The sequence below is a fragment of the Xenorhabdus beddingii genome, from assembly GCF_002127545.1.
Taxonomy (GTDB): Bacteria; Pseudomonadota; Gammaproteobacteria; order Enterobacterales; family Enterobacteriaceae; genus Xenorhabdus; species Xenorhabdus beddingii.
The window spans coordinates 23,925-48,327 of the sequence record NZ_MUBK01000003.1 but is presented as its reverse complement, the minus strand read 5'-3'; the positions used below and the strand labels follow the sequence as shown (position 1 = coordinate 48,327).

The 24,403-nt window shown below is 44.1% G+C and carries 22 protein-coding genes; 12 read left to right on the top strand and 10 right to left on the bottom strand.

Features of this window, described 5'->3' with window-relative positions; all coding sequences use genetic code 11:
• Positions 1-6 precede the first annotated feature (6 nt).
• Positions 7-1,206, bottom strand: coding sequence for an efflux RND transporter periplasmic adaptor subunit (locus Xbed_RS02620; protein WP_086111400.1), 1,200 nt, complete (start codon positions 1,204-1,206; stop codon positions 7-9).
• Between the two features lie 141 nt (positions 1,207-1,347).
• On the opposite strand from Xbed_RS02620, the gene acrR reads away from it, so the two are divergent.
• Together acrR and mscK are read left to right on the top strand one after the other, a co-directional pair.
• Positions 1,348-2,013 (top strand): multidrug efflux transporter transcriptional repressor AcrR, encoded by a 666-nt coding sequence (acrR, locus tag Xbed_RS02615; protein ID WP_139837446.1) that lies wholly within the window; start codon positions 1,348-1,350, stop codon positions 2,011-2,013.
• Positions 2,014-2,055: 42 nt separating this feature from the next.
• A complete protein-coding gene (gene mscK / locus Xbed_RS02610) occupies positions 2,056-5,514 on the top strand; it encodes a mechanosensitive channel MscK (RefSeq protein ID WP_086111398.1) in 3,459 nt (1,152 codons plus the stop codon).
• Between the two features lie 58 nt (positions 5,515-5,572).
• On the opposite strand, the gene rsmS is transcribed toward mscK, so the two are convergent.
• From rsmS to Xbed_RS19690, 3 genes are read right to left on the bottom strand one after another with little or no spacing between them, the layout of a single operon-like run.
• Positions 5,573-5,737, bottom strand: coding sequence for a pleiotropic regulatory protein RsmS (gene rsmS, locus Xbed_RS02605; protein ID WP_086111397.1), 165 nt, complete (start codon positions 5,735-5,737; stop codon positions 5,573-5,575).
• Between the two features lie 21 nt (positions 5,738-5,758).
• The gene (gene priC / locus Xbed_RS02600; RefSeq protein ID WP_086111396.1) at positions 5,759-6,301 is read right to left on the bottom strand and encodes a primosomal replication protein PriC; all 543 of its coding nucleotides are present in this window, start codon (positions 6,299-6,301) and stop codon (positions 5,759-5,761) included.
• Complete coding sequence (locus tag Xbed_RS19690) at positions 6,301-6,516, bottom strand: hypothetical protein (RefSeq protein WP_086111395.1); 216 nt, start codon at positions 6,514-6,516, stop codon at positions 6,301-6,303. The genes priC and Xbed_RS19690 overlap by 1 nt, the downstream gene beginning before the upstream one ends.
• 5 nt (positions 6,517-6,521) lie before the next feature.
• Between Xbed_RS19690 and apt the strand changes: the two genes are divergently transcribed.
• The 9 genes from apt to Xbed_RS02550 all read left to right on the top strand — a co-directional run bounded on the left by apt (position 6,522) and on the right by Xbed_RS02550 (position 17,077).
• The gene (gene apt, locus Xbed_RS02590; protein ID WP_086111394.1) at positions 6,522-7,073 is read left to right on the top strand and encodes an adenine phosphoribosyltransferase; all 552 of its coding nucleotides are present in this window, start codon (positions 6,522-6,524) and stop codon (positions 7,071-7,073) included.
• A 96-nt stretch (positions 7,074-7,169) separates the two neighbouring features.
• Positions 7,170-9,140: a DNA polymerase III subunit gamma/tau gene (dnaX, locus tag Xbed_RS02585; RefSeq protein ID WP_086111393.1), complete on the top strand. Its 1,971-nt coding sequence runs from the start codon at positions 7,170-7,172 to the stop codon at positions 9,138-9,140.
• Positions 9,141-9,189: 49 nt separating this feature from the next.
• Positions 9,190-9,519 (top strand): YbaB/EbfC family nucleoid-associated protein, encoded by a 330-nt coding sequence (locus Xbed_RS02580; RefSeq protein WP_086111392.1) that lies wholly within the window; start codon positions 9,190-9,192, stop codon positions 9,517-9,519.
• Positions 9,519-10,127, top strand: a complete 609-nt coding sequence (recR, locus tag Xbed_RS02575) for a recombination mediator RecR (protein WP_086111391.1) — start codon at positions 9,519-9,521, stop codon at positions 10,125-10,127. Before Xbed_RS02580 ends, recR begins: the two co-directional genes overlap by 1 nt.
• 204 nt (positions 10,128-10,331) lie before the next feature.
• Entirely contained in the window at positions 10,332-12,221 is a 1,890-nt protein-coding gene (gene htpG, locus Xbed_RS02570; protein WP_208612183.1) for a molecular chaperone HtpG, read from the top strand.
• Positions 12,222-12,397: 176 nt separating this feature from the next.
• On the top strand, positions 12,398-13,045 hold the full coding sequence (adk, locus tag Xbed_RS02565; RefSeq protein ID WP_086111389.1) for an adenylate kinase: 648 nt from the start codon (positions 12,398-12,400) through the stop codon (positions 13,043-13,045).
• A gap of 255 nt (positions 13,046-13,300) precedes the next feature.
• Positions 13,301-14,266 carry a ferrochelatase gene (gene hemH / locus Xbed_RS02560; RefSeq protein ID WP_086111388.1) on the top strand — a complete coding sequence of 322 codons (966 nt, stop codon included), beginning with the start codon at positions 13,301-13,303 and terminating at the stop codon, positions 14,264-14,266.
• Positions 14,267-14,431: 165 nt separating this feature from the next.
• A complete protein-coding gene (gene wzz(fepE), locus Xbed_RS02555; RefSeq protein ID WP_086111387.1) occupies positions 14,432-15,535 on the top strand; it encodes an LPS O-antigen length regulator Wzz(fepE) in 1,104 nt (367 codons plus the stop codon).
• Between the two features lie 231 nt (positions 15,536-15,766).
• Positions 15,767-17,077: an inosine/guanosine kinase gene (locus Xbed_RS02550; RefSeq protein ID WP_086111386.1), complete on the top strand. Its 1,311-nt coding sequence runs from the start codon at positions 15,767-15,769 to the stop codon at positions 17,075-17,077.
• 55 nt (positions 17,078-17,132) lie between these two features.
• On the opposite strand, the gene ybaL is transcribed toward Xbed_RS02550, so the two are convergent.
• Together ybaL and Xbed_RS02540 are read right to left on the bottom strand one after the other, a co-directional pair.
• Positions 17,133-18,848, bottom strand: a complete 1,716-nt coding sequence (gene ybaL, locus Xbed_RS02545) for a YbaL family putative K(+) efflux transporter (RefSeq protein ID WP_086111385.1) — start codon at positions 18,846-18,848, stop codon at positions 17,133-17,135.
• Positions 18,849-19,086: 238 nt separating this feature from the next.
• Complete coding sequence (locus Xbed_RS02540; protein ID WP_086111384.1) at positions 19,087-20,304, bottom strand: MFS transporter; 1,218 nt, start codon at positions 20,302-20,304, stop codon at positions 19,087-19,089.
• 310 nt (positions 20,305-20,614) lie between these two features.
• Here Xbed_RS02540 and ushA point away from each other — a divergent pair, with 310 nt between their 5' ends.
• The gene (gene ushA / locus Xbed_RS02535) at positions 20,615-22,276 is read left to right on the top strand and encodes a bifunctional UDP-sugar hydrolase/5'-nucleotidase UshA (protein ID WP_086111383.1); all 1,662 of its coding nucleotides are present in this window, start codon (positions 20,615-20,617) and stop codon (positions 22,274-22,276) included.
• Positions 22,277-22,377: 101 nt separating this feature from the next.
• Here ushA and ccdB read toward each other — a convergent pair whose 3' ends face one another.
• From ccdB to Xbed_RS02515, 4 genes are all read right to left on the bottom strand, one after another.
• The gene (gene ccdB / locus Xbed_RS02530) at positions 22,378-22,686 is read right to left on the bottom strand and encodes a type II toxin-antitoxin system toxin CcdB (RefSeq protein WP_086111382.1); all 309 of its coding nucleotides are present in this window, start codon (positions 22,684-22,686) and stop codon (positions 22,378-22,380) included.
• Complete coding sequence (gene ccdA / locus Xbed_RS02525) at positions 22,687-22,905, bottom strand: type II toxin-antitoxin system antitoxin CcdA (protein ID WP_086111381.1); 219 nt, start codon at positions 22,903-22,905, stop codon at positions 22,687-22,689. It lies immediately after the preceding gene.
• Positions 22,906-22,988: 83 nt separating this feature from the next.
• Complete coding sequence (gene ybaK, locus Xbed_RS02520; protein WP_086111380.1) at positions 22,989-23,465, bottom strand: Cys-tRNA(Pro)/Cys-tRNA(Cys) deacylase YbaK; 477 nt, start codon at positions 23,463-23,465, stop codon at positions 22,989-22,991.
• The gene (locus tag Xbed_RS02515; protein ID WP_086111379.1) at positions 23,462-24,280 is read right to left on the bottom strand and encodes a TraB/GumN family protein; all 819 of its coding nucleotides are present in this window, start codon (positions 24,278-24,280) and stop codon (positions 23,462-23,464) included. Before Xbed_RS02515 ends, ybaK begins: the two co-directional genes overlap by 4 nt.
• Between the last annotated feature and the right edge of the window lie 123 nt (positions 24,281-24,403).

Below are 24,403 nucleotides of genomic sequence, written 5' to 3'. Positions count from 1 at the left end.
AATCACCTACTCCTTATTGAGGCTTTTTGCAGGCTCTGCTTGATTAGCCGTAGGTTTGGCGTTCAGATCGATTTCCGTTGGCTTAACCGTTATCCCCGGCATTATTTTCTGTAGCCCTGTGACGATGACTTTATCGCCAGCTTTCAAACCTTCCGTCACCAACCATTTGTTACCGATAGCCTGAGCAGCATTGATATTGCGTAATTCTACTTTGTTATCTTTATCGATAATCAGTGTGGTTGCCTGACCGCGAGGTGTTCTGGTAACAGCTTGCTGAGGAATTAAGATCGCATTCTGGCGCACACCTTCTTCTAACTTAGTACGGACAAACATACCTGGAAGTAATTCTTCATTTGGGTTTGGGAAAACAGCGCGCATAGTAATAGAGCCGGTTGATTCATCAACCGTCACGTCTGAAAATTCCAGATACCCTTCTTGGCTGTACTCCTGACCTGAGTCAGTAATGAGACGAATTTTATTTTTCTTGCTCTCTTTGTGAACGGTTCCTTTTGCGATTTCATTTTTAAACCGTAGATAGTCATCACTCGATTGGGTGATATCAACGTAGATGGGATCTAACTGCTGAACGGTTGTCAATGCTGTTGGCTGCCCGGCAGAAACCAGTGCCCCTTCTGTGACGGTGGATTTGCCCCCGCGACCAGAAATAGGGGAGGTGACTTTGGTATACGCCAGATTGATTCTGGCCGTTTCCAGCGCAGCCTTGGAGGACTGAACATCTGCGTTCGCTTGTGCATAATCAGAATTTGCTTTATCAAACTCCTGTTTACTCACATATTGTGTACCTAACAAAGACTTATAACGCTCCACGGTTAAGTGAGAAACGTTAGCATTGGCCTGTGCTCTGGCCAGATTTGCTTTGGCTTTATTGTATTCAGCCTGATAGGTTGCCGGATCTATTTGATATAACGACTCTCCAGCAGCAATATCAGTTCCTTCTTTGTAGTTACGTTTCAGAATGATACCGCTGACCTGGGGTCGAACCTCCGCAACACGATAGGCTGATGTCCGGCCCGGCAATTCCGTGATAACGGTAAGAGGTTCTGCTTTCAGCGTTACGATACCCACTTCAGGAACATGCTGGCCAATAGTCCCTTGCTGTGTATTGTCATTGCATCCTGAAAGAATGAAACTGCCTGAAAGTACCAGTAATGTGGCCAGAGGCAAAACTCCCCTGTTTTTTCGCATAAGTAAACCTCAATTTTTCAATGTCGATTCTCTAATCTAACGAGTGAAATCATTACTTCATTGATTAAGAATGCTATAGTACAAACATACATGAATGTATGTAAATCAGCCTCAGTCAAAAATAAAGTTTATGGCACAAAAATGGCACGAAAAACTAAACAGCAAGCACAACAAACCCGTCAACAAATTATTGAAGCCGCGATAAAGGTCTTTTCTGAACGTGGTGTTTCTGCCACCTCATTGTCAGATATCGCCACTGCGGCTGGTGTAACACGTGGAGCAATTTACTGGCACTTTAAAAATAAAACGGATTTACTTTCTGTTGTTTGCAAAATGCCAGCGCGAAAAATAGACGAGCTAGAGAAAGAGTATCAAGCAAAATACCCGAATAATCCACTTATTGCATTGAGATCTTTATTGATTTCTATGTTAAGAATGATGATGGATGATTTTCAAATCCGCCAGTTACTGGAAATTTTTTTCCACAAATGTGAATTCGTTGGAGAAATGTCTTCATTAGCAGAGGAAATCCGGGAAATATGTATTTCTGACTATCAAAAAATTGAGAAAATGCTGTCAGATTGCATCCAATCAGGTGAGTTACCTTATGAGCTTGATCTCAGGCGTGCAGCCATCATGTTGAGGTCATTGATGACGGGATTAATGGAAAACTGGTTATTCTCGCCGGACAGTTTTAATATTCAGGAACAGTCGGCACATTTGGTGGATAGTTTCATTGATACACTTAAATATGGTCACCACCTGCGATGCAGTGAAAAAAATGTAGCCAGCGTTCCTGATATTTAGCGCTATTATTCCATTATCTGTAAATAATGAGTCAATGAGTTCATGGTTTCTATTAACCGATACTTGGGTGTTTTGCTCAACAAGGGGGACTTGTGCAACAAATTCCCCGCTAAACTATTTTTTCGCTTTATCTGGCTGGCGGGGCTGTTCTTTCTCCTGTCAACCTTCTTTTCGCCAGCGAATGCGGCTTTCAGTAATGATGTCCCAACCCGCAATGATATTCAAAATCAGCTTAATATCCTGACTGAACGTAAGGAACATACGGTTGAGGAAAAGCTGTCAATCGCTGATCTGGAAAAGGCACTTTCTTTTTTTGACAAAATAGATCAAGTGAAGCTGGACTCCAATCTACTCAAAAAAAAGCAGCAAGACGAACCACAAAAGTCACGTCAAGTTATCGCCGAATTGGAAAACCTGAAAAATAACGCTGAACAGGATGAAAAGGACTATAAACAGGCGTTGGGGACGTTGTCGCTGAAACAGCTTGAATCGAAGCTGAACAATACACTGAACAGCTTGCAACGGGCACAAGAAAATCTTGCCAGCTACAACAGTCAGTTAATTGGGCTGCAAACGCAACCTGAACGGGCACAAACGATGTTATTACGTAATGTGCAGAGATTGCAGCAAATTCGTAATCAACTCAATAACGCATTCACTGAGCAGCAAGAGTCAAGCTATACCCGGACGGCGCTATTGTTGGTAGAACAGTCTTTTTTGATGCAGCAAAATGATTTCCAAAGGGCATCCTTACAGGCAAATACACAACTACAGTCGCTTTTACAGCAGCAACGGGATTATACGTCGTTTCAAATTGGGCAATTGGAGCGTTATGTCCAATTTATTCAAAATGTGGTGAGCGGTAAGCGGCTGATTATTTCTGAAGAAACCGCGAAAGAAGCGCAAACTCAAGATGGCAAAAATAGCCATATTCAGGATAACTTATTAGTTCAAAACGAAATTGATAACAATCATGAACTCAGTGAACGATTGGTTACTGCAACGCGTGGTAATAACCAATTGGTGCAGAAAAATATTCGTGTCAAAAATTATCTGGATAGGGCTATCCAATCAGAACGGAATCTAAAAGAGCAGGTCAAGGTGTTGCGTGGCAGTGGCAGCTTATTGCTATCGCGTATTTTGTTTCAAGAACAGTTGAAAGTCCCTCAGGATGTGCTGACAAAGGATCTGCCGACAAAAATTGCTGACTTGCGTCTGGAACAATTTGAAATTACCCAACAACGAGATCAGCTTTATCAGGTTAATGATTATGTCGATAATTTATTGAGAGATAAACAGAATAAAATAGAGCACGAATCCCCGGTGATGCAGGGAGAAGTCCGTCATGCCATCAACCAGATTTTGGATGTTCGCCGTGGGCTTTTGGATCAGCTCAATAATCAGTTGGGAAATCAGATTACCCATGCCATCAACTTACAAATGGATCAGCAGCAATTGTTGGATGTTACCGAATCGCTGGAACAAACCCTTGTCCAGCAAATTTTTTGGGTAAACAGCAATAAGCCGATGAACTTAACTTGGCTGAAATCCTTACCTGAACTCGTTAAAGAGGAGCTGAGTCATCTGAATATTCATCTGACTCTGAGTGGCCTGATGACGGGTTTGAAGAATTCCATCCATTTTGTCATTCCGCTGGTGCTGGTAGGTTTGTTTTTACGTTGGCAAACTAAAGGGATTGACAAACAACTGCAAAAAATTGCTCATGAGCTGGGGCAGTTCCGTCGTGACAGCCAGTTGCACACTCCACTGGCACTGATTTTAACGCTGATAAAAGCGTTACCACTGGCTTTTATTGTATTGGCGATGGGCTATTGGTACTCGAAATCAGGCGATGATTTGGGCGATTTGATCTGGGGGTTCTCCCGTCAATTGGCACTTTTTTGGATAATGTATAGCTGTAGTTACCAAGTCCTGACCAAAGATGGAATTGGAGAGCAGCATTTTTCTTTGGTAAGCGCAGATTGCACCTTATTCCGCAAAAATATTGCACGCCTGTCGATGGCTTTGCTGCCCATTCTGTTCTGGATTACATTGGGTGTTAAACATTCCCTGCGTTTGTCTGATGATGTTATTGGCCAATGCATCGTATTGATCTGTCTGTTCTTTGTCTTCCTGTTTGTTTTTCCATTCTGTCGTCAGGTATGGCGAGAAAAAAGCGCCCACATGATCCGCACCATTGTGGTAACTCTATTAACTTTTGCCCCACTGGTTTTGATGGTATTGATGGTGTCAGGTTATTTCTACACAACGTTGCGTTTAGCAGAACGTTGGCTCTATAGCCTGTATTTGCTGTTTCTCTGGCATATCAGTTATCAGACTTGCTTACGCGGATTGGGAATTGCCGCCCGCCGTATTGCCTATCGGCGGGCTGTGGCCCGGCGTCAGTCCCTGACAAAAGAAGGGGAGGGCGAAGTCGTTGAAGAGCCACCCATGGCCTTGGATCGCATTAATCAGCAATCATTACGTTTGACCACCATGGTGCTGTTTTTGATCTTTTTGGGGGCATTTTATGGGATTTGGTCCGACCTGGTGACGGTATTTTCTTACCTTGATGGGATCAATTTATGGCAATACAGCACGACAACAGAATTGGGCAGTGTTCTGAAATACGTCACCTTGAAAGACCTGGCATTGTCGATAGCCATGTTGGTGATTTCATGGGTCATGATGAGAAACCTGCCGGGGTTACTGGAAGTGTTGGTGCTATCCCGTTTGCAGTTACAGCAAGGCTCCTCATATGCCATTAAGACGACACTGACCTACCTGATTATCGGGGTTGGGGGAATTGCGGCGCTGGGAACATTGGGTGTTTCATGGAATAAATTACAATGGTTGGCCGCCGCTCTTTCGGTCGGTTTAGGCTTTGGCTTGCAGGAAATATTTGCCAACTTTGTTTCGGGTTTGATTATTTTGTTCGAACGCCCGGTCCGTATTGGCGATACGGTAACAATAGGAACTTATTCGGGATCAGTCAGTAAGATCCGTATTCGAGCAACGACGATTACCGATTTTGATCGCAAAGAGGTGATCATTCCCAATCGGGCATTTGTGACGGAACGCCTCATCAACTGGACACTTTCGGATACCATTACGCGGATCATCATAAAGGTTGGGGTCGCATACGGTTCTGATCTGGATAAAGTGAAAGACGTTTTGTTAAAAGCGGCAAATGATAATCCACGTGTGATGAGTGAACCGGGGCCACAAGTCTACTTTATGAGTTTTGGTGCCAGCACCTTGGATCATGAATTGAGGCTTTATGTACGGGAATTAGGCGATCGCAGCCGTACCGTGGATGAAGTTAACCGCAATATTGATAAATTATGTCGGGAAAATGACATTAATATTGCATTCAATCAGTTGGAAGTTTACTTACATAATGGGCAGGGTGAAAGTCTGCAAGAAGTGGACAAATCATTGAACATTGGGAGCCGCCATGCAGATGGCGGTTCTTCTGGCGACAAGCCATTCCTGCCTTAATTATTTTTTGGGTTAAACCATTTTAAATGGGGCCTGAGGAAGTAAGCATAGATCTCGCTTATTCCTCAGGCGGTAGAGCTTGTTTTTCCAGCTTTTCCTGAAAATCATGCCTGACAATTTCCAGTGCAGCCAGAGCGATGGCCGGAGAAATTTCATTGCTTTCGAGCAGATAAATAAGATCGACAGCAAGCTGCACTTCAGGTGGTGCTTGTTCGAGGGTCATAACGGGATATTTCCTTTGTGGCTAATCTGAATTTTCCTGCTTTTCTATCGATTTTTCGATGCGCATCAATGCCTGGCGACAGCGGGCCAATCTTCCCGCCAGAGCCGCGATCTCTTTTTGTAGTTTATACTTATCAGTCAGGGTATTTTGTTTATTTAATTGTAACTCTCTGTCATCAATCATCGTCATTAAACGGCGTTCATAATCTTGATGTTCCGCCAGTCGTTGATAAAGATCCCGTTCTTGTGATCTGCGTTCAAATTTTTCCTCTTGCTTTCGCAGTGCCTGAGTGGAGAGTTCGCGTTTCAATGCTTCGATTTGTGTTACCAAACGTTCAGAAAGAAATTTAACTTGCTCAATGCGCAGATCGTTTACACAGGACTTCAATTGTTCCATATTCTGTTTGATTTCCTGCAGGTATCCACCGAGTTTATTGCTGTGATGATGGAATAGTGTTCTCTCAAAACGAGGAATGGAAAAAGGGGTGTCAGACAATAAAGTGAGGTCTTTTTCCAGGATACTGATTTGTTTTTCAAGTGTGTTTAATAAATTTTGTATGGTCATCAGTGTCCCGTTATTGTTAATAATCTATACCTGTCGTCTTTCAAGTTGTCGTTTTGTTGGTTGCGCTGCATCCTTGAAATCCATTGGATAGATGGGTAAAAGCCGGCTTGGTTGACCTGAATCAACAAAATACAGGCTGTAATTTGCTTTGCAGTTGCTTTTTTCCGGTAGTTTGCATAGATTTTACCGTTTTCGTTTTTATAACTGGCTGGCATCGATTATGACCGCTAACGCACAACAACTCCAATTTATTAAAGATAGTATCGAAACGATCCCTGATTATCCAAAGGCAGGCATACTTTTTCGTGACATTACAACATTGCTGGATAATCCTACCGCCTACCAAGCTGCGATAGATCTGTTGGTAGAGCGCTATCAGGGAACAGGCATCACGAAAATTGTTGGTACTGAAGCCCGTGGTTTCTTATTTGGTGCCCCTGTCGCACTGCGCTTGGGGGTGGGTTTTATTCCTGTGCGCAAAAAAGGCAAATTACCGCGTGAGACGTTAAGTGAAACTTACGATCTGGAATATGGCACCGACACGCTGGAAATTCATAAAAGCAGCATCCATGAAGGGGACAAAGTTCTGGTCATTGATGATCTTCTTGCCACAGGCGGCACCATTGAAGCAACAGCAAATCTTATCCGTCGGTTGGGCGGTGAAGTTTCTGAAGCGGCATTTATCATTGGATTACCCGATTTAGGTGGCGTTGAGCGCTTGAAAAAACAGGGCATCGAGAGCTATACGATTGTTGAATTCCCTGGCCACTGATTATCCTGATTTTACATTATTGGTATATCAGCCTCGCCGTTCAGGGTGAGGCTGTGCTAGCATGATAGACAGTCATGTTCAATTTTCCCGGTATTCATGAGCTATCAGGTACTTGCCCGTAAGTGGCGCCCACAAATATTTTCTGATGTAGTCGGTCAGCAACATGTGCTGACGGCACTGGCGAATGGTCTCGAGCACCAGCGCCTCCATCACGCTTATCTTTTTTCCGGCACTCGAGGTGTCGGTAAAACCACCATTGCCCGTCTGCTGGCCAAGGGACTCAACTGCGAAGCGGGTATTACAAAGACGCCGTGTGGTCAGTGCGTGAACTGTCTTGAAATTGAACAGGGGCGATTTGTCGATCTGATTGAAATCGATGCTGCTTCCCGAACAAAAGTAGAAGATACCCGCGAATTGCTGGATAACGTCCAGTATGCTCCTGCCCGTGGCCGTTTTAAAGTTTACCTTATTGACGAAGTTCACATGCTTTCCCGCCATAGCTTCAATGCCTTATTGAAGACCTTGGAAGAGCCGCCTGAACATGTGAAATTCCTTTTGGCAACGACAGATCCACAGAAATTACCTGTGACTATTCTTTCACGCTGTTTGCAATTCCATCTGAAAGCACTTGATGTGAATCAAATCAGTAGCCAGTTGGAACATGTCCTGCATGAAGAACAGATAGAAAGTGATGTCCGTGCCCGCCAGCTCCTTGCCAGGGCTGCGGATGGCAGTATGCGTGATGCCCTGAGTTTAACCGATCAAGCCATTGCGCTTGGTGGGGGACAACTGACATCAGATATCGTCAGCCAAATGTTGGGCACGCTGAATGATGATCAACCGTTGGCGATAATTGAATCACTGGTACGTGCTGATGGGCAGCAAGTGATGGATTTGGTTGAACAGGTTGCATCCCGTGGTGTGGATTGGGAAAATTTGTTGGTCGAAATGTTGGCGCAGTTGCATCACATTGCGATGCTCCAGTTATTGCCCCAGCAGCCTGAAAGTGAAACTTCTTCAACGGAAGGGCGCTTGCGCCTGCTGGCGAGGTCAATTTCCCCGACTGACTTACAGCTTTATTATCAGGCATTACTGGTGGGACGCAAAGAACTCCCTTATGCCCCCGAACGTCGGATGGGCGTTGAAATGGCATTATTGCGCGCTTTGGCATTTCACCCTAAAGCAGTGATTGATGAAACACCATCACCAGTTGTGCCACTCCCGGTATCATCACCAACAGGGCTAGCCCCTGTGGCACCCATTCCCGCTCAGTTTTCGCCCAAGAATGAAGAAAGCGCGCATGCTGAACAGAGAATGCCTCAATCAATGGACTCGGCATCGACAACGGACAGCCCGACAGCAAAATTATTGCAGGCAAGAAGTTCGCTGACCCGGCAAGGAAATACGCCACCAAAAAAGCCTGAGCCGGCAGAGTCTGCAAAGGCGAAGCCGGCAAGTTCGGCACTGGAACGTTTGGTGGCGGTGGCTGAACAGCGCCCTCAATCTTATATCCCTAAGGAAAGGGAGGCCAGGCCGGTAAAAAAAGAGGCATATCGTTGGCGCGCAACAAAGATTGAAAATGCTGAAGAAAAACAGCCGTCGATGACGACGCCTAAAGCGATAAAAGCCGCGCTTGAGCATGAAAAGACATCAGAATTGGCAGAAAAGTTGGCGATTGAATCGAAAGAGAGAGATCCCTGGGCCGCAGAAATTGATAAACTACCGATTCCTAAATTGGTGCAGCAGGTCGCGCTGAATGCATTTAAAGAACAGATTGATGACAATCGGTTCTGTCTGCATTTACGTTCACAACAACGCCATCTTAATTCAGCATCGGCACAAAAAACATTGGCCGAAGCGTTAAGTGAGTTGCATGGAAAACCGATTGAACTCAGCATCATTGAAGATGATAATCCTGCGATAAAAACGCCTTTGGAGTGGCGGCAAGCCATTTATGAAGAAAAATTGGCACAAGCGCGCCAATCCATTATTTCGGATAGAACGATTCAAACACTTCAGCAGCTATTTGATGCGGAATTGGATGAAGAAAGTATCCGGCCTGTTTAACCGCCGCAGTGTACCTTTTATGCTGTGGCTATAGCGAAGAGAGATAATTATGTTTGGTAAAGGTGGTTTGGGCAATTTGATGAAACAGGCCCAACAGATGCAAGACAAAATGCAGAAAATGCAGGAAGAAATTGCCAATCTGGAAGTGACGGGTGAATCCGGCGCGGGTCTGGTAAAAATCACGATTAATGGTGCACATAACTGCCGCCGTGTTGAAATCGATCCAAGTCTGATGGACGATGACAAAGATATGCTGGAAGATCTGATCGCCGCTGCGTTCAATGATGCGGCCCGTCGTATTGAAGAAACCCAGAAAGAAAAAATGGCGGGTGTTTCCAGCGGAATGCAATTACCGCCTGGCTTTAAGATGCCATTCTAATGCAAACCAGCCCTCTTCTTGAATCGCTGATGGAAGCACTGCGCTGTTTGCCCGGCGTAGGCCCCAAATCTGCTCAGCGGATGGCATTTCATCTATTGCAGCGGGAACGCAGTGGTGGAATGCGGCTGGCGCAGGCACTGACGAGAGCAATGTCTGAAATTGGTCACTGTCAGGACTGCCGGACATTCACCGAACAGGAACAGTGCACCATTTGTGCTAATCCCCGTCGTCAGCAGAGCGGGCAGATTTGTGTGGTGGAAAGCCCGGCTGATATTCATGCCATTGAACAAACCGGTCAGTTTGCGGGGCGTTATTTTGTCCTGATGGGGCATTTATCGCCTCTGGATGGCATTGGGCCAATGGATATTGGTTTGGATCGTTTAGAAGAACGGTTATCTTCTGAAACATTGTCAGAAATTATTCTGGCCACCAATCCGACCGTCGAAGGAGAGGCAACGGCAAACTATATTGCAGAAATGTGTTCGCAGTATGGTGTCACTGCCAGCCGAATTGCTCATGGTGTTCCGGTGGGTGGTGAGCTTGAAATGGTAGATGGTACAACACTGTCCCATTCATTGGCTGGCCGTCAAAAAATCACTGACGTGTGATTTACTGCCCGATTCAAAAGGGTCATTCCAATGGATGGTGCTGTGGCTCATGTCACCATCCATAACAAAAATCCCCGTTGACTGAACTAATTTTACATTATTCTTGTTATTCCAACTTGAAACTCTCCGAACCTATCCCCATCTGATTACCATCGTCCGATTTTACATATCTGAACTGGATTTAGATTGAGGTAATAAATGAATATGAAAGGTCAGGAAACCCGTGGATTTCAGTCTGAAGTCAAACAACTGTTGCAGTTGATGATCCACTCTCTCTATTCCAACAAAGAAATTTTTCTCCGTGAATTGATTTCAAACGCATCTGATGCGGCAGACAAATTACGCTTCCGTGCATTATCCACCCCTGAGCTGTATGAAAATGATGGCGAATTGCGTGTGCGTCTGGCGGTTGATAAAGAGCAGAAAACCATCACCATCAGCGACAACGGTATTGGTATGTCCCGTGATGAAGTGATTGATAATCTGGGAACGATTGCAAAATCCGGCACTAAAGCATTTCTTGAATCCATCGGTTCTGATCAGGCAAAAGACAGCCAATTGATTGGTCAATTCGGTGTCGGTTTCTATTCTGCGTTTATCGTTGCGGATAAAGTGACTGTACGTACCCGTGCAGCCGGTAGTGCGGCTGATCAAGGCGTGTTCTGGGAATCAACGGGCGAAGGTGATTACACCGTTGCTGATATTGAAAAAACAGAACGTGGCACAGAAATTACCCTCCATTTGCGTGATAGTGAAAGCGAATTCCTCAATGACTGGCGTCTGCGTTCCATCATCGGCAAATATTCTGATCACATTGCCTTGCCGGTTGAAATAGAAACACAAACTCAAGACGAAGAAAACGACACAGTTACGGTCTCATGGGAAAAAATTAACAAAGCCCAAGCCCTGTGGACCCGTGGTAAAGCCGAAATCAGTGATGAGGAATACCAAGAGTTTTATAAGCACATTTCCCATGACTTTACCGATTCTCTTATCTGGAGCCATAACCGCGTTGAAGGTAAGCAGGAATATACCAGCCTGTTGTATATCCCTTCTCAGGCGCCGTGGGATATGTGGAACCGTGAACACAAACATGGACTGAAACTGTATGTACAGCGTGTATTCATCATGGATGAAGCTGATCAGTTCATGCCAAACTACCTGCGCTTTGTTCGTGGTCTGATAGATTCCAATGACCTGCCGTTGAATGTTTCCCGTGAAATACTGCAAGACAGCACAGTTACGCGCAATTTGCGTAGTGCACTGACTAAACGTGTATTGCAGATGCTGGATAAACTGGCAAAAGATGATGCGGAAAAATACCAGACTTTCTGGCAGCAGTTCGGTTTAGTGCTGAAAGAAGGGCCGGCTGAAGACGGAACCAACAAAGAAGCCATCGCTAAATTACTGCGCTTTGCCACCACTCACCATGACGGTTCAACTCAAAACGTCTCTCTGGAAGAGTATGTCAGCCGAATGGCAGAAGGGCAGGAGAAGATTTATTACATTACTGCGGATAGCTACGCAGCGGCGAAGAATAGTCCACACTTGGAACTGTTCCGTAAGAAAGGTATTGAAGTTCTATTGCTGTCTGACCGTATCGATGAATGGATGATGAGTTATCTGACTGAATTCGATGGTAAATCACTCCAGTCTGTTAGTAAGTCTGATGAATCCCTGGATAAACTGGCGGATGAAAACAAGGCTGAACAGGAAGATGCGGACAAAAAACTGGAGCCATTCATTGAACGTGTGAAAACCTTGCTGGGCGAGCGTGTGAAGGAAGTGAAATTAACTCATCGCCTGACAGATACGCCAGCCATCGTAACAACCGATGCCAATGGAATGAGCACCCAAATGGCGAAGTTATTTGCGGCGGCAGGTCAGTCGGCACCAGAAGTCAGTTATAACTTTGAACTGAACCCAGAACATAATTTGGTTAAGAAAGCGGCTGACATTGATGATGAGGCGCAATTTGCTGATTGGATAGAATTGTTGCTGGAGCAGGCACTGTTTGCAGAGCGCGGCACATTGGATGATCCAAACCAATTCATCCGTCGAATGAATCAACTATTATTAGCTGAAACCGCTTAATCTCACTGAGATTATGATAAAAAAACCACGCTTCAATGAAAAATGAAGCGTGGTTTATTTTTTTTGTGGATAATGCGAAAACGTTTACCTGTTTTCTTGAGCCATAGCCTATTCAAATGGTATGGTGGTACGTTTTCTTTAAAATACGAAAAGCAAATAGCAAGGGGATTTACGCAATGCGTATTATTCTGCTGGGCGCACCAGGCGCCGGTAAGGGGACTCAGGCGCAATTTATCATGGAGAAATATGGGATCCCTCAGATTTCGACAGGTGACATGCTGCGTGCCGCAGTTAAGGCTGGCACAGAGTTGGGTTTAAAAGCAAAAGAATTGATGGATAATGGCAAACTGGTCACTGATGAGCTGGTCATTGCCTTGGTTAAAGAGCGCATCAAACAAGATGATTGTCGCAATGGCTTCTTGTTGGATGGGTTCCCACGTACCATTCCACAGGCAGATGCCATGAAAGAAGCGGGCATCAAGATTGATTCTGTTCTGGAATTTGACGTTCCTGACGACATCATTGTTGAACGTATTATTGGCCGTCGTGTGCACGCACCATCAGGCCGCGTTTACCATATCAAATTCAACCCACCAAAAGTGGAAAACAAAGATGACGCAACGGGTGAAGAACTGACCATTCGTAAAGATGATCAGGAAGATACCGTTCGTAAACGTCTGGTTGAATACCACGCACAGACTGCGCCTCTGGTTTCTTACTACCAGAAAGAAGCGCAGGCAGGTAATACAGAATACTTCAGGCTTGATGGCACTCGTCAGGTATCTGAAGTCAGCGCAGAGCTGGCCCGCATTCTGGGCGAGTAATTTAGCGTATATGCCCAAAATAATTCGAGTTGCATCGCGGCGGCAAGGGAACTCATCCCCGGGAGCATAGCTAACAAAGAGGCAACTTGAAGTATGACGGGTATACCTGAATGGTTAAAACAGGCGGTATTGATACCGCCTGACTTTTTTGCACTCTACCGCACTCTATGAGAAATTCACTCCATGAAATGTTATATGTGACTATAACTCATGTTTTATACTAGATTGTCAGTCAGTAAAATGGAGTACTGAGTAATGAGTAGCAAGAAGTATGGGGTGGTATTGGTTAATCTTGGTACACCTGACGCACCGACACCCGCAGCGATCAGACGTTATCTGGCGCAGTTTCTGAGTGACAGGAGGGTGGTCGATATTCCTCCGTTGATTTGGAAGCCGATATTGTACGGCTTTATTCTTCCTTTCCGTTCTTACCGTGTTGCCGGGCTTTATCAGGAAATCTGGATGGAAGAGGGTTCTCCCTTGCTGGTTTACGGCCGTCGTCAGCAGACGTTGTTGAATGAGAAGTTGGCAAATATTCCTGTTGTTTTAGGCATGACTTACGGCTCACCTTCTTTGTCTCAGGCTGTCGATAGTTTATTGCAAAAAGATATTGATGATTTGATTATATTGCCACTTTATCCTCAGTACTCCAGTACGACTTCAGCGGCAGTGTTTGATAGCATCAGTAAGATATTGCAGGGATATCGTACCATTCCTACTCTGCATTTTATCCGTAGTTATGCCACACATCCGGCTTATATTGCGGCGTTAAGGGAAACCATTGAACAGAGTTTTGCAAAACATGGACATCCGGATCGTTTGATCTTTTCTTATCACGGTATTCCTGAACGTCTGGCAACGATGGGGGATGTCTATCCGCGGGATTGTAAGGCGACCACTCAATTATTGGCTCAGGCACTGGATTATCCGGCAGATAAGATCATCATGACATATCAGTCTCGTTTTGGTCGTTTACCGTGGTTATCACCCTATACAGACAAAACAATGGCGTCATTACCCGATCAGGGTGTGGAGCATGTTCAAGTGGTGTGTCCGGGATTCTCAGCAGATTGTTTGGAAACATTGGAAGAAATTAAGCAACAGAATAAGACTATCTTTTTGAATGCGGGGGGAAAAAAGTTTGAATATATCTCTGCACTTAATGATAATGAGCCCCATATTTCGTTGCTCGAAAATTTGGTAAAGAATATCATTCAGTAAATTGCAACGGCTTGTTATGGGGGATTATCTAACACGATGAGTAACAAGCATAGAGAGTTGCATGAGTTTCAAGGATGTTTTTTAAGCAATGAGTTCTGTGAGCAGGAGAAAACGCTTGCATATCATTAATGAAAAGCAAAATTATTTGGATTGGACATAGAGATAATGAGTAATAAACCTGTTAAACATCCCGATTTTTATGAAGAGAATTCAAACTATTATCATCCGGCACAAGAAGATGAAATTGATCTGTTTGAATTATTCACTGTACTCTTCCAATCAAAATATCTGATCATTGCAATATCATTTATTTTTGCCGTTGTTGGTTTCGGTGTTGCATCATTCCTGCCACAGAAATGGACCAGTACAGCCGTGGTGGTTAAACCGGGGTTGGAAGAATTCCAGCCATTAAACAATGCATTAACAAATTTGCACGTTCTGAATCTTGAACCGAAAATGACAGAGGAATCGCTGTATAATCGTTTTATTGAAAACTATAATTCACGTGTCTTACGTGAGGAGTATTTGGTCAATACCGATTATTTTAAGGAGTTGCTTGCTAAGAATCATGACCTTTCTGCTCAGGACAAAAGGAAACTGATCGAGCAAGTGGTTAATAAAAATATCTCCGCGTCTTTGCCTAAGAAAGATGATGACGTTGATGAAACCACACTTTCTTTCAGTGCGGACAATTCGAAAAATGCCTACAATCTGTTAACTGGCTATATCAGATACGTTTCTTCCGTGGTACGTGATCAAATGAAGGATGAACTGAATGATATGGTTCATCAGAAACTGGAATATTCGCAGAAACTTTATGCCATTGATTTGGAACGGATTGCCAATATGCGCAGTGTGGATATTGAGCGATTGAAGTATGCAATTTCTATTGCTAACTCCGCCGGCGTTAAAAGACCTGTATCAAATGGCGGTGCGATGATCAAGGATGACCCGGATTATTCGATTGCACTGGGTTCTGATGCGTTGCAACGTAAGCTGCAAATTACCGAAGAAATTGTTGATCCAACCAGAATTGATGCCGATCTGCGTAACCGTCAGCTATATATTAAAAATCTGCAAAAAGTGAATGTGGATAAAATTGATTTTGTGCCCTTCAAGTTTATGCAGGAACCTTATGAACCCACGTCAAAAGACTCACCTAAGCGCCTGTTAATTTTGATTGGTGCGGGTTTTATCGGATTTATTCTGTCTGTGATGTTTGTTCTGCTGGGCCACATGGTCCGTAGTCGCCAGAAAAAAGCAGCATAACATTATCGATATTCAATAAATTTCAGGTTGCAGCACTGGGCACCGCCAACAAAGCTGCAACCTGAAAGACCACACAGATAGCCCCTGTTATTGCAACAGGGGCTATCTGTGTTACACCATATTGTAACTATAATATATTGTAACTACACCATATTGTAACCACACCATATTGTGGCTACACCATATTGTGCTAATATGCAGCATATTTTGGCTCTATAACAGCAATTAATTATGAAATTCCCTGGTAAGCGTAAATCAAAACACTATTTTCCTGTCAGTTTAAGAGATCCTCTGCTCCAGCCCATTAAAGAGATGATGGATACTGAAAATAATCGAGCCTACATCGTGGGTATTGACCAAACATTGGTAGACATTGAAGCCAAGGTCGATGAAAGTTTTATCCAGCGTTATAACTTGAGCCAGGGACACTCGTTAGTGATTGAAGATGATGTTGCTGAAGAACTCTATAAAGAACTGACAGATAACAATCTGATCAGCCATGAGTTTGCGGGCGGTACCATTGGCAATACCTTGCATAATTATTCTGTTTTGGCCGATGACAAATCTGTGTTGCTTGGTGCCATGTGCAATAATATCCAAATAGGCAGTTACGCATATTGCTATCTTTGCAATACATCCAGCCGTATGGATTTGAACCATTTACAAGGCGTTGATGGCCCAATTGGTCGCTGTTTTACTTTGGTGACGGAAAATGGCGAAAGAACTTTTGCTATCAGCCCAGGTTTAATGAATCAGCTTCGCCCAGAAAGCATCCCTGAACATATTATTGCGGAAGCCTCTGCATTAGTGATTACCGCGTATCTGGTACGTTGTAAATCGGGTGAACCCATGCCAGAAGCAACAATGAAAGCCATCGAATATGCGAAGAAACACAATGTACCGGTTGTGCTGACATTGGGAACAAAATATGTCATTGCTGATGATCCTCAGTGGTGGCGTGACTTTCTGGCTGAAAATGTTTCAGTGGTCGCAATGAATGAAGACGAAGCCTTTGAGCTGACAGGTTTCAGTGATCCTTTGTTGGCGGCAGACAAGGCTCTCGACTGGGTGGATTTGGTGTTGTGTACCGCAGGGCCTGCCGGGTTATATATGGCAGGTTATTCTGAAGAAGAATACAAACGTCAAACATCCCATCCTTTATTGCCCGGTGCGATTGCCGAATTTAACCGTTATGAATTCAGTCGTGCGATGCGTAAAATGGATTGCCGGGATCCAATGCGCGTCTATTCCCATATTGAACCTTATATGGGGGGACCTGAAAAGATCATGAATACCAATGGGGCAGGCGATGGCGCATTATCTGCGTTGCTGCATGATATTACTGCCAACAGTTATCACCGCATGAATGTGCCTAATTCCAGCAAACATATGCGCTCTTATTTAACTTACTCTTCTTTGGCTCAGGTATGTAAGTACGCGAATAGAGTGAGTTATCAGGTATTGAGCCAACATGCTCCCCGCCTGACACGGGGATTGCCAGAAAGAGAAGATAGTTTGGAAGAGTCTTACTGGGAACGTTGATGCCGGAAATTTGGAATATCCCCGGATTAGGGGATATTCCTTGTACAGCAGAAAATTACGCTGTTGACGATGGGGCTGCTGGTGAAAGTGATGGCGGTGGCGCTATCGGGCAACTCACCTCATATCCAGAAAGTGCATCAGCCATCGCCCGCGCTATTTCATGCTCGCCAATAATGATATGGTCAGTGCCACGCTCTGTAATATAAGCGACTTCATCATCATAGTGGGCGCGTACAATGATATTGATATCTGGCCGAATTTCTCGGGTATTAGCAACAATTTCACCGGCTTCGTAGACATTGGGGATCGTCAGGAATAAGGTACAGGCGCAATCGAGCCTTGCCAGAGCCATAATATCTTTATTGGCTGCGTTGCCCATGACGGCACTGATGCCTATTTCCCCCAATTCTTCAAACCGGGATCGTGTATCTTCAATAACCACGATTGGAAAATTTTTTTCTTGTAAGCGTTGGGAAAGCTGACGCCCGACCCGACCATAACCTACGATGATGGCGTGGCCGCAAATATCAACGGGGATCTGGGTCTCTTCTTCCAGTGTTTCTTCGAGTAATTGCTCTTCAATGGTTTCTGTTTTTTCCAGATAACGATCCAGCAAACTGAATAGAATAGGATTCAACATGATGGAAATGATGGCTCCCGCCAAGACAAGGCTACGGGCTTCCCCATCCAACAACCCCAGTGTGACCCCAAGGCCAGCCAGAATAAAGGCAAACTCACCGATTTGAGCGAGACTGACAGAGATGGTCAAAGCAGTACGTCGTGAATGACCAAACATCCTGACCAACAACATGGCGGCCAATGATTTGCCAATAATAATAATGGTAAGCGTTCCCAGGATCGCGAGGGGCTGCTGGAACAGAACCATGGGGTCAAACAACATACCAACGGAGACAAAGAAAAGAACCGCGAACGCATCCCTGAGCGGTAACGTATCTTGTGCTGCCCTGTGGCTCAATTCGGACTCATTCAGTACCATACCGGCAAAGAATGCCCCAAGAGCAAATGACGCATCAAATAGGGTGACTGCACCGTAAGCAACACCTAATGCAATAGCCAGTACCGCCAGTGTAAATAACTCACGGGAGCCTGTACCCGCTGTCTTCGCCAGTAACCAGGGGATAACTCTTCTGCCGACGAAAACCATCAATAAAATAAAGACAATCACTTTGCCAATGGTGATGGCCAGTTTAAGCAGCAATTGAGCAATGTTGGCATCTTGGTTATTCAGAATACCTGCTGCTGCGGGGAGTAATACCAGCGCCAGTACCATGGCTAAATCTTCAACAATCAGCCAGCCAATGGCAATTTGCCCTCTTTGGCTATCAATGAGCTGCCGTTCTTCTAGTGACCTGAGCAGTACGACGGTGCTGGCAGTGGAGAGACAGAGGCCAAATACAATACCACTGAACAGCCCCCATCCGAGTAAAGCGGATAATCCTACTCCCAGTAAGGTTGCAACGGCAATCTGGGCAATGGCACCAGGAATGGCAATGGATTTGACGGCTAACAAGTCTTTAAGTGAAAAATGCAGACCGACACCAAACATCAGTAAGATCACGCCAATTTCTGAAAGTTCTGGAGCCAGGGAAGTATCGGCAACAAAGCCGGGTGTAAAAGGTCCCGCCAGTACACCGGCTACCAGATATCCTACCAGAGGTGAGATTTTTAGGCGCTGCGCAAGCATGCCAAGCAGATAGGCGAGAACAAAACCGCCAACAATGGTCGTGATAAGAGGTGTCGAATGCGCCATCAAGTCTCCTTTTGGGGTAAAGAATATAATAAATTGTCTGGTTAGGTAGGTAATAATATATTTTATAAGTAATCAAAGATGAACTTGATAAAAAATATACAGAGTGGTAAAAACAAGGGTAATCTACATAATTACTATTTTAATGTGAATTTATGTGGATTTTGTCATTATTTACGCTTGTTTACAAAGTGGGATAATGTGAATGCCATTACATTATCATAATGAATTTACAGTTTTTTTATGTTTTCTTTTCTATATTTGGCAGTAACAGGGTGAAAATACCAAGAAGTGGTAAGAAAGCACAAATTTTGTAAACCAATTCAATGCTGGTTTTATCCGCAACATAGCCGAGAATTGCCGCTCCAATGCCCCCCATACCAAATGCGAGACCAAAGAACAAACCCGCGATCATGCCGGTTTTACCGGGAACGAGTTCTTGGGCATAAACCAAGATAGCAGAAAATGCGGATGCCAATATTATGCCAATGATGACCGTCAGTATGCCCGTCCAGAATAGGGATACATAAGGGAGCGCCAGAGTGAAAGGCGCAACGCCGAGAATGGAGCCCCATATAACATATTTCCGGCCTATTTTATCTCCAACAGGACCTCCAATCATGGTGCCTGCTGCTACGGAGAATAAAAAGACAAACAGATGGATTTGGGCGTTTTGTATTGATATACCGAATTTTTGGATCAAGTAAAAGGTGTAATAGCTGCTGATGCTGGTGAGATAAAAATATTTTGAAAAAATCAGTATCAGAAGAATGGCAAAAGAACGTATCACGGTTTTTCTGGATAAGGCAGGCAGAGAAACACGGTGCGCGGATTGGGGAACGGCCGTTCTGTGTTGCATTTTATACCATTGGCTGACTTGCAATAAGATCACGATGGCAAGCAGTGCTGCCAGAGAAAACCACCCAACATTTCCCTTGCCGTAAGGCGCAATAAAAATAGCGGCGAGCAGAGGCCCAAGAGAACTGCCTAAATTTCCCCCTACCTGAAATAAAGACTGAGCCAGCCCGTGGCGTCCGCCGGATGCCATTCTTGCGACTCGTGACGATTCCGGATGGAAAACTGACGAACCGGTTCCGACTAATGCAGCAGCCACCAAGATAACCGGGAAACTTTCTGCGTAAGCCAGCAGAAGCAGCCCCGATAAGGTAAACCCCATACCCATAGGCAAGGAATAAGGTTGTGGATGTTTATCGGTATATAGGCCGATCAGGGGTTGCAGAAGGGATGCGGTTACCTGATAGGTCAGGGTTATCAATCCAACCTGAATGAAACTTAGCGTAAATTCCGATTGTAGCAGGGGATAAATTGCCAGAATCAACGATTGGATCATATCATTCAGCAAGTGAGATAAACTGATGGCTCCGAGTATTGAAAAAACCGTCTTGTGTGTTTTTGTTGATGAGGCTGGCAAGGGTTTTGTATCGCTTTGTTCACTCATGTTAATTCGCTTATTCATGTCGCCTATAGGGAGATATCAGAAGGTTGGTGTAAGTTCTGTTTGATTTTTACACCATAGTACATCTTAGGCGGCTAATAAATTTTTATTTATATCGGTATAATTTGATAGCTATCTCAAAAAAGTGAAAGAAGGCATTATTTAATGACACAAGTATGCAATCCTGATCAGAAAAATGCGGTATAACGCAGCGCGCCATTGTGCCATCATCGCATCCCATTTGGGGATAGTTTGTCAATATTCATATTACTCATCACCGTCGTATAACTCATAAAGAACATGGAGATATCCCATGAAATTTTCGTTTAAAGCGTCAGTATGTGCTCTTGCTATTTCTCTGTCGTTGACGCCACTCATTGCCAATGCCTGGGAGCAAGATAAAACTTATGACATTACCATTTTGCATACTAACGATCACCATGGTCATTTCTGGCATAACGATCATGATGAATATGGGTTGGCGGCTCAAAAAACGGTAGTAGACGCCATTCGTCAGGAAGTTGCCAAGAAAGGGGGGAGCGTACTGTTATTGTCTGGTGGTGACATTAACACGGGGGTGCCGGAATCAGACATGCAAGATGCCGAACCGGATTTTAAGGGGATGAGTCTGGTGGGCTATGACGCGATGGCCTTGGGGAACCATGAGTTTGATAAGCCTTTGAATGTATTGTACCAACAGCAGAAATGGGCCAACTTCCCGTTTTTATCTGCCAATATTTACCAAACCAGTACAGGTAAGCGCTTGTTTAAGCCTTATGTCATGTTTGATAAACAGGGCGTGAAAATTGCGGTGCTTGGTTTGACCACTGATGACACAGCGAAAGTCGGTAACCCGGCTAATTTTCCCGATGTTGAATTTCGTGTTCCTGCTGACGAAGCCAAAAAAGTGATTGATGAGCTGAAAAAGAACGAAAAACCGGATGTGATTATTGCCGCAACGCATATGGGGCACTATGACGATGGTCATCATGGTTCCAATGCGCCGGGAGATGTTGAAATGGCGCGTAGTTTACCTACGGGTTATTTAGATATGATTGTGGGCGGTCACTCACAAAATCCGGTCTGTATGTCCGCAGAGAATAAAAATTATAAACAAGTGGATTATGTTCCGGGCACCCCCTGCTCTCCAGATCGTCAAAATGGCACATGGATTGTTCAGGCCCATGAATGGGGAAAATACGTTGGCCGTGCTGATTTTCAATTCCGTAATGGTGAATTCAAACTGGTTCATTACCAATTGATTCCCATTAACTTAAATAAAAAAGTGACCAAAGAAGATGGCAGTACGGAGCGTGTTTACTATACGCATGAAATCCCGCAAAACCCAGAGATGCTTAAACTGTTGACACCTTATCAGGACAAAGGCAACCAGATACTTAGTGTGCAGTTAGGCTCGGTAGATGGCAAATTAGAAGGTGATCGCAGTAAAGTGCGTTTCGTGCAAACTAATATGGCACATCTTGTGCTGGCTGCCCAAATGGAGCGAGCAGACGCTGATTTTGCAGTGATGAGTGGGGGTGGAATTCGTGATTCAATTGAATCAGGGAATATTACTTACAAAGATGTCCTGAAAGTACATCCATTTGCTAATCAACTGGTTTATGTAGACTTCAAAGGTAGTGAAGTTTTGCCTTATTTGACAGCGGTTGCCAATATGGAAAAGGATTCCGGTGCTTATGGGCAGTTCTATAATGTGAGTTTCGTGATTAATGGTAAAAATATCAGCGATGTAAAAATTGGTGGCAAGCCATTAGATCCAAATAAAACTTATCGTATGGCAACCTTGAATTTCAACGCGATTGGGGGAGATGGTTATCCACGTGTTGATAATTTACCGGGTTACGTTGATACGGGGTTTGTCGATGCTGAAGTGTTGAAAGGCTATATTGAAAAACACTCTCCATTGAAGGCTTCTGATTATGAGCCGAAAGGTGAAATTTCGCGTAAGCAATAACGACTCATTGATAGATTGTTGTTAGCTACCTGACTAAAAAGACCATCTGAAAGATAGATGGTCTTTTACTTACTATTAATCAGGTGTGCTATGCGTAATATTTAAATTCCCCAAAACAATAGGTTAATCGCATCCTTGATATCTGATGACCATTGGCTTAGATCAGTGATTTTTTCACCAATTACGCTTTCTGATACACTTGAAAGTTCTGTTGTTAAAAGTCGGTAATTTTCATCTCTGATTTGCACAATAGGGAATAGATGAGTGCTTACCTTGTTTGAGAAATGATGCACTTCAACCAAAGGAATAACCATTCGCCTACCAAATGTTTCAATGATATCGCTTTGTACATCGACAAACATGTTATATTTGCTGCCACTCCGTTTGTATTGATAAACAAAAAATTGCATTTACCAGTTCCTATTTTCATCAGCAAATGAGCCATACTGTTCGATAAATTGAGCCACCTCTTCCATTCCTTTTCGATTCGCTGTTTTCCAATTTTCAGCTTTGATAATTTGAGCTTCTTTGATCATGGCATCATTAACCAAACCTGAAATATTGACACCTGCGGAACTCAGGATCAGATAATTTTCTTTATCAACGGTTACATTAACTCTATGTTTCATAGCACACCCTAAATACACATTTTAAACACACACTCAAAGTATGTATTCCATGAGTGCAAAAGGCAACTTAATTTTTGTCATTTTCAAAGTTTAGCAATATCCGCAAATGAACCATTGAGTAGTTGGCATAAATCAGCGGGGGATAATTCAATATCCAACCCACGTTTCCCACCTGAAATAAATAGAGTCGGCAATGTTTGCGCCTGAATGTCAATGACCGTGGGCAGACGTTTTTTCTGCCCTAATGGGCTAATGCCACCGACGAGATAACCCGTGACTTTTTGTGCTAACAGAGGCTCTGCCATATCTGCTTTTTTGGCTTTGAAAACTTTGGCGATTTTTTTCAAATCCAGTTGTCCAGCAACCGGCGTAACGGCGACCGCCAGGTTTTTGGGATCGCCATTCAATGAAACCAGTAGGGTCTTAAAAACCTGTTTGGCATCTAAGCCGAGTTTTTTAACCACTTCATCCCCGAAATTATGTTCATGGGTATCATGTTCATAAGGATGAAGTTTGAAATTGATTTTTTGCTTTTCCAGTAAAACAATAGCGGGAGTCATATTTTTTCCTGTAGCCTTAACAGCATTTGCCGTAAGTTGTTTTCGCCATGAAGATGCAAGGCACCTACCGTAACCAGATATTTTCCTGCTGGCAAACCATGTAACTGCTCACTCCATTGCTGGTTGCGCTCAGTCATTAAGGTTTGATAAATCTCGTCGCAGAATGTCATCGGCAATACCTGATGTTGTTGTTCGGGCCTGTAATTCATCCACCAACTAATCATCGTCTGCAAAGCGCGGGCATTGGTATGCCAATGGGTCAGTGTATCTTCCAACAATGCAAGACCTCCATTTGGCAGGCTGGTGAGCAGGTTAACCTGCGCATCAGTGCCTTCCAATTCGATAACCGGCTTATTGATAGCTTTTGCACTGTTCAGTAATTGGCAGTCAATGCCATATTGGGGGCGCAATCCTAAATATTGGGCTTGGGCAGCCTGTAATATCAAGGCGATTTGCCATGATGGTAATGGGTCCAGCAGGGCAACAGGATGATTGGTCTCCCGGCAGTAGTGCTGTAAGCAGCCAAAGTGTTCGGCAGATAAACGTTGTGATAGTGCAATTTGTTCAGGGAACGTTTCTTTGAAAGGAGAACCGGCTTGTGTGATATCCGCTTCGACAATAAGTGCATCAGATTGTTCTAGCTGGTCGAGCAGCACCTCAGAAAGTGGGAACATGTTCTCGGTTCCCATATGAATACTGCCAACAATATGCAATTGTTTGTTTTGTTCCAGATTCATGTCGAAAGCAGGATAAGGGTAATGCCGTTGAGAATTGAATCCTAATATATTGTTGAAATATGTCATTAATTTTCCCATGTTGCATACTCCAATAGCGGGCATTAAAGGGTATGCTAACTCGTTAGGCGTTGGCAGAAAAGGAGGAAAAGTGCGGGATGAAAAGCCAAACAAAGTCTGTTTAGCTTTTCATGGATATTTTGA

Bases quoted from the DNA above. Each gene is read 5' to 3' on its own strand.
- Xbed_RS02620 (WP_086111400.1), bottom strand. From the start codon at position 1,206: ATGCGAAAAAACAGGGGAGTTTTGCCTCTGGCCACATTACTGGTACTT.
- acrR (WP_139837446.1), top strand. From the start codon at position 1,348: ATGGCACGAAAAACTAAACAGCAAGCACAACAAACCCGTCAACAAATT.
- mscK (WP_086111398.1), top strand. From the start codon at position 2,056: ATGGTTTCTATTAACCGATACTTGGGTGTTTTGCTCAACAAGGGGGAC.
- rsmS (WP_086111397.1), bottom strand. From the start codon at position 5,737: ATGACCCTCGAACAAGCACCACCTGAAGTGCAGCTTGCTGTCGATCTT.
- priC (WP_086111396.1), bottom strand. From the start codon at position 6,301: ATGACCATACAAAATTTATTAAACACACTTGAAAAACAAATCAGTATC.
- Xbed_RS19690 (WP_086111395.1), bottom strand. From the start codon at position 6,516: ATGCCAGCCAGTTATAAAAACGAAAACGGTAAAATCTATGCAAACTAC.
- apt (WP_086111394.1), top strand. From the start codon at position 6,522: ATGACCGCTAACGCACAACAACTCCAATTTATTAAAGATAGTATCGAA.
- dnaX (WP_086111393.1), top strand. From the start codon at position 7,170: ATGAGCTATCAGGTACTTGCCCGTAAGTGGCGCCCACAAATATTTTCT.
- Xbed_RS02580 (WP_086111392.1), top strand. From the start codon at position 9,190: ATGTTTGGTAAAGGTGGTTTGGGCAATTTGATGAAACAGGCCCAACAG.
- recR (WP_086111391.1), top strand. From the start codon at position 9,519: ATGCAAACCAGCCCTCTTCTTGAATCGCTGATGGAAGCACTGCGCTGT.
- htpG (WP_208612183.1), top strand. From the start codon at position 10,332: ATGAAAGGTCAGGAAACCCGTGGATTTCAGTCTGAAGTCAAACAACTG.
- adk (WP_086111389.1), top strand. From the start codon at position 12,398: ATGCGTATTATTCTGCTGGGCGCACCAGGCGCCGGTAAGGGGACTCAG.
- hemH (WP_086111388.1), top strand. From the start codon at position 13,301: ATGAGTAGCAAGAAGTATGGGGTGGTATTGGTTAATCTTGGTACACCT.
- Xbed_RS02550 (WP_086111386.1), top strand. From the start codon at position 15,767: ATGAAATTCCCTGGTAAGCGTAAATCAAAACACTATTTTCCTGTCAGT.
- ybaL (WP_086111385.1), bottom strand. From the start codon at position 18,848: ATGGCGCATTCGACACCTCTTATCACGACCATTGTTGGCGGTTTTGTT.
- Xbed_RS02540 (WP_086111384.1), bottom strand. From the start codon at position 20,304: ATGAGTGAACAAAGCGATACAAAACCCTTGCCAGCCTCATCAACAAAA.
- ushA (WP_086111383.1), top strand. From the start codon at position 20,615: ATGAAATTTTCGTTTAAAGCGTCAGTATGTGCTCTTGCTATTTCTCTG.
- ccdB (WP_086111382.1), bottom strand. From the start codon at position 22,686: ATGCAATTTTTTGTTTATCAATACAAACGGAGTGGCAGCAAATATAAC.
- ccdA (WP_086111381.1), bottom strand. From the start codon at position 22,905: ATGAAACATAGAGTTAATGTAACCGTTGATAAAGAAAATTATCTGATC.
- ybaK (WP_086111380.1), bottom strand. From the start codon at position 23,465: ATGACTCCCGCTATTGTTTTACTGGAAAAGCAAAAAATCAATTTCAAA.
- Xbed_RS02515 (WP_086111379.1), bottom strand. From the start codon at position 24,280: ATGGGAAAATTAATGACATATTTCAACAATATATTAGGATTCAATTCT.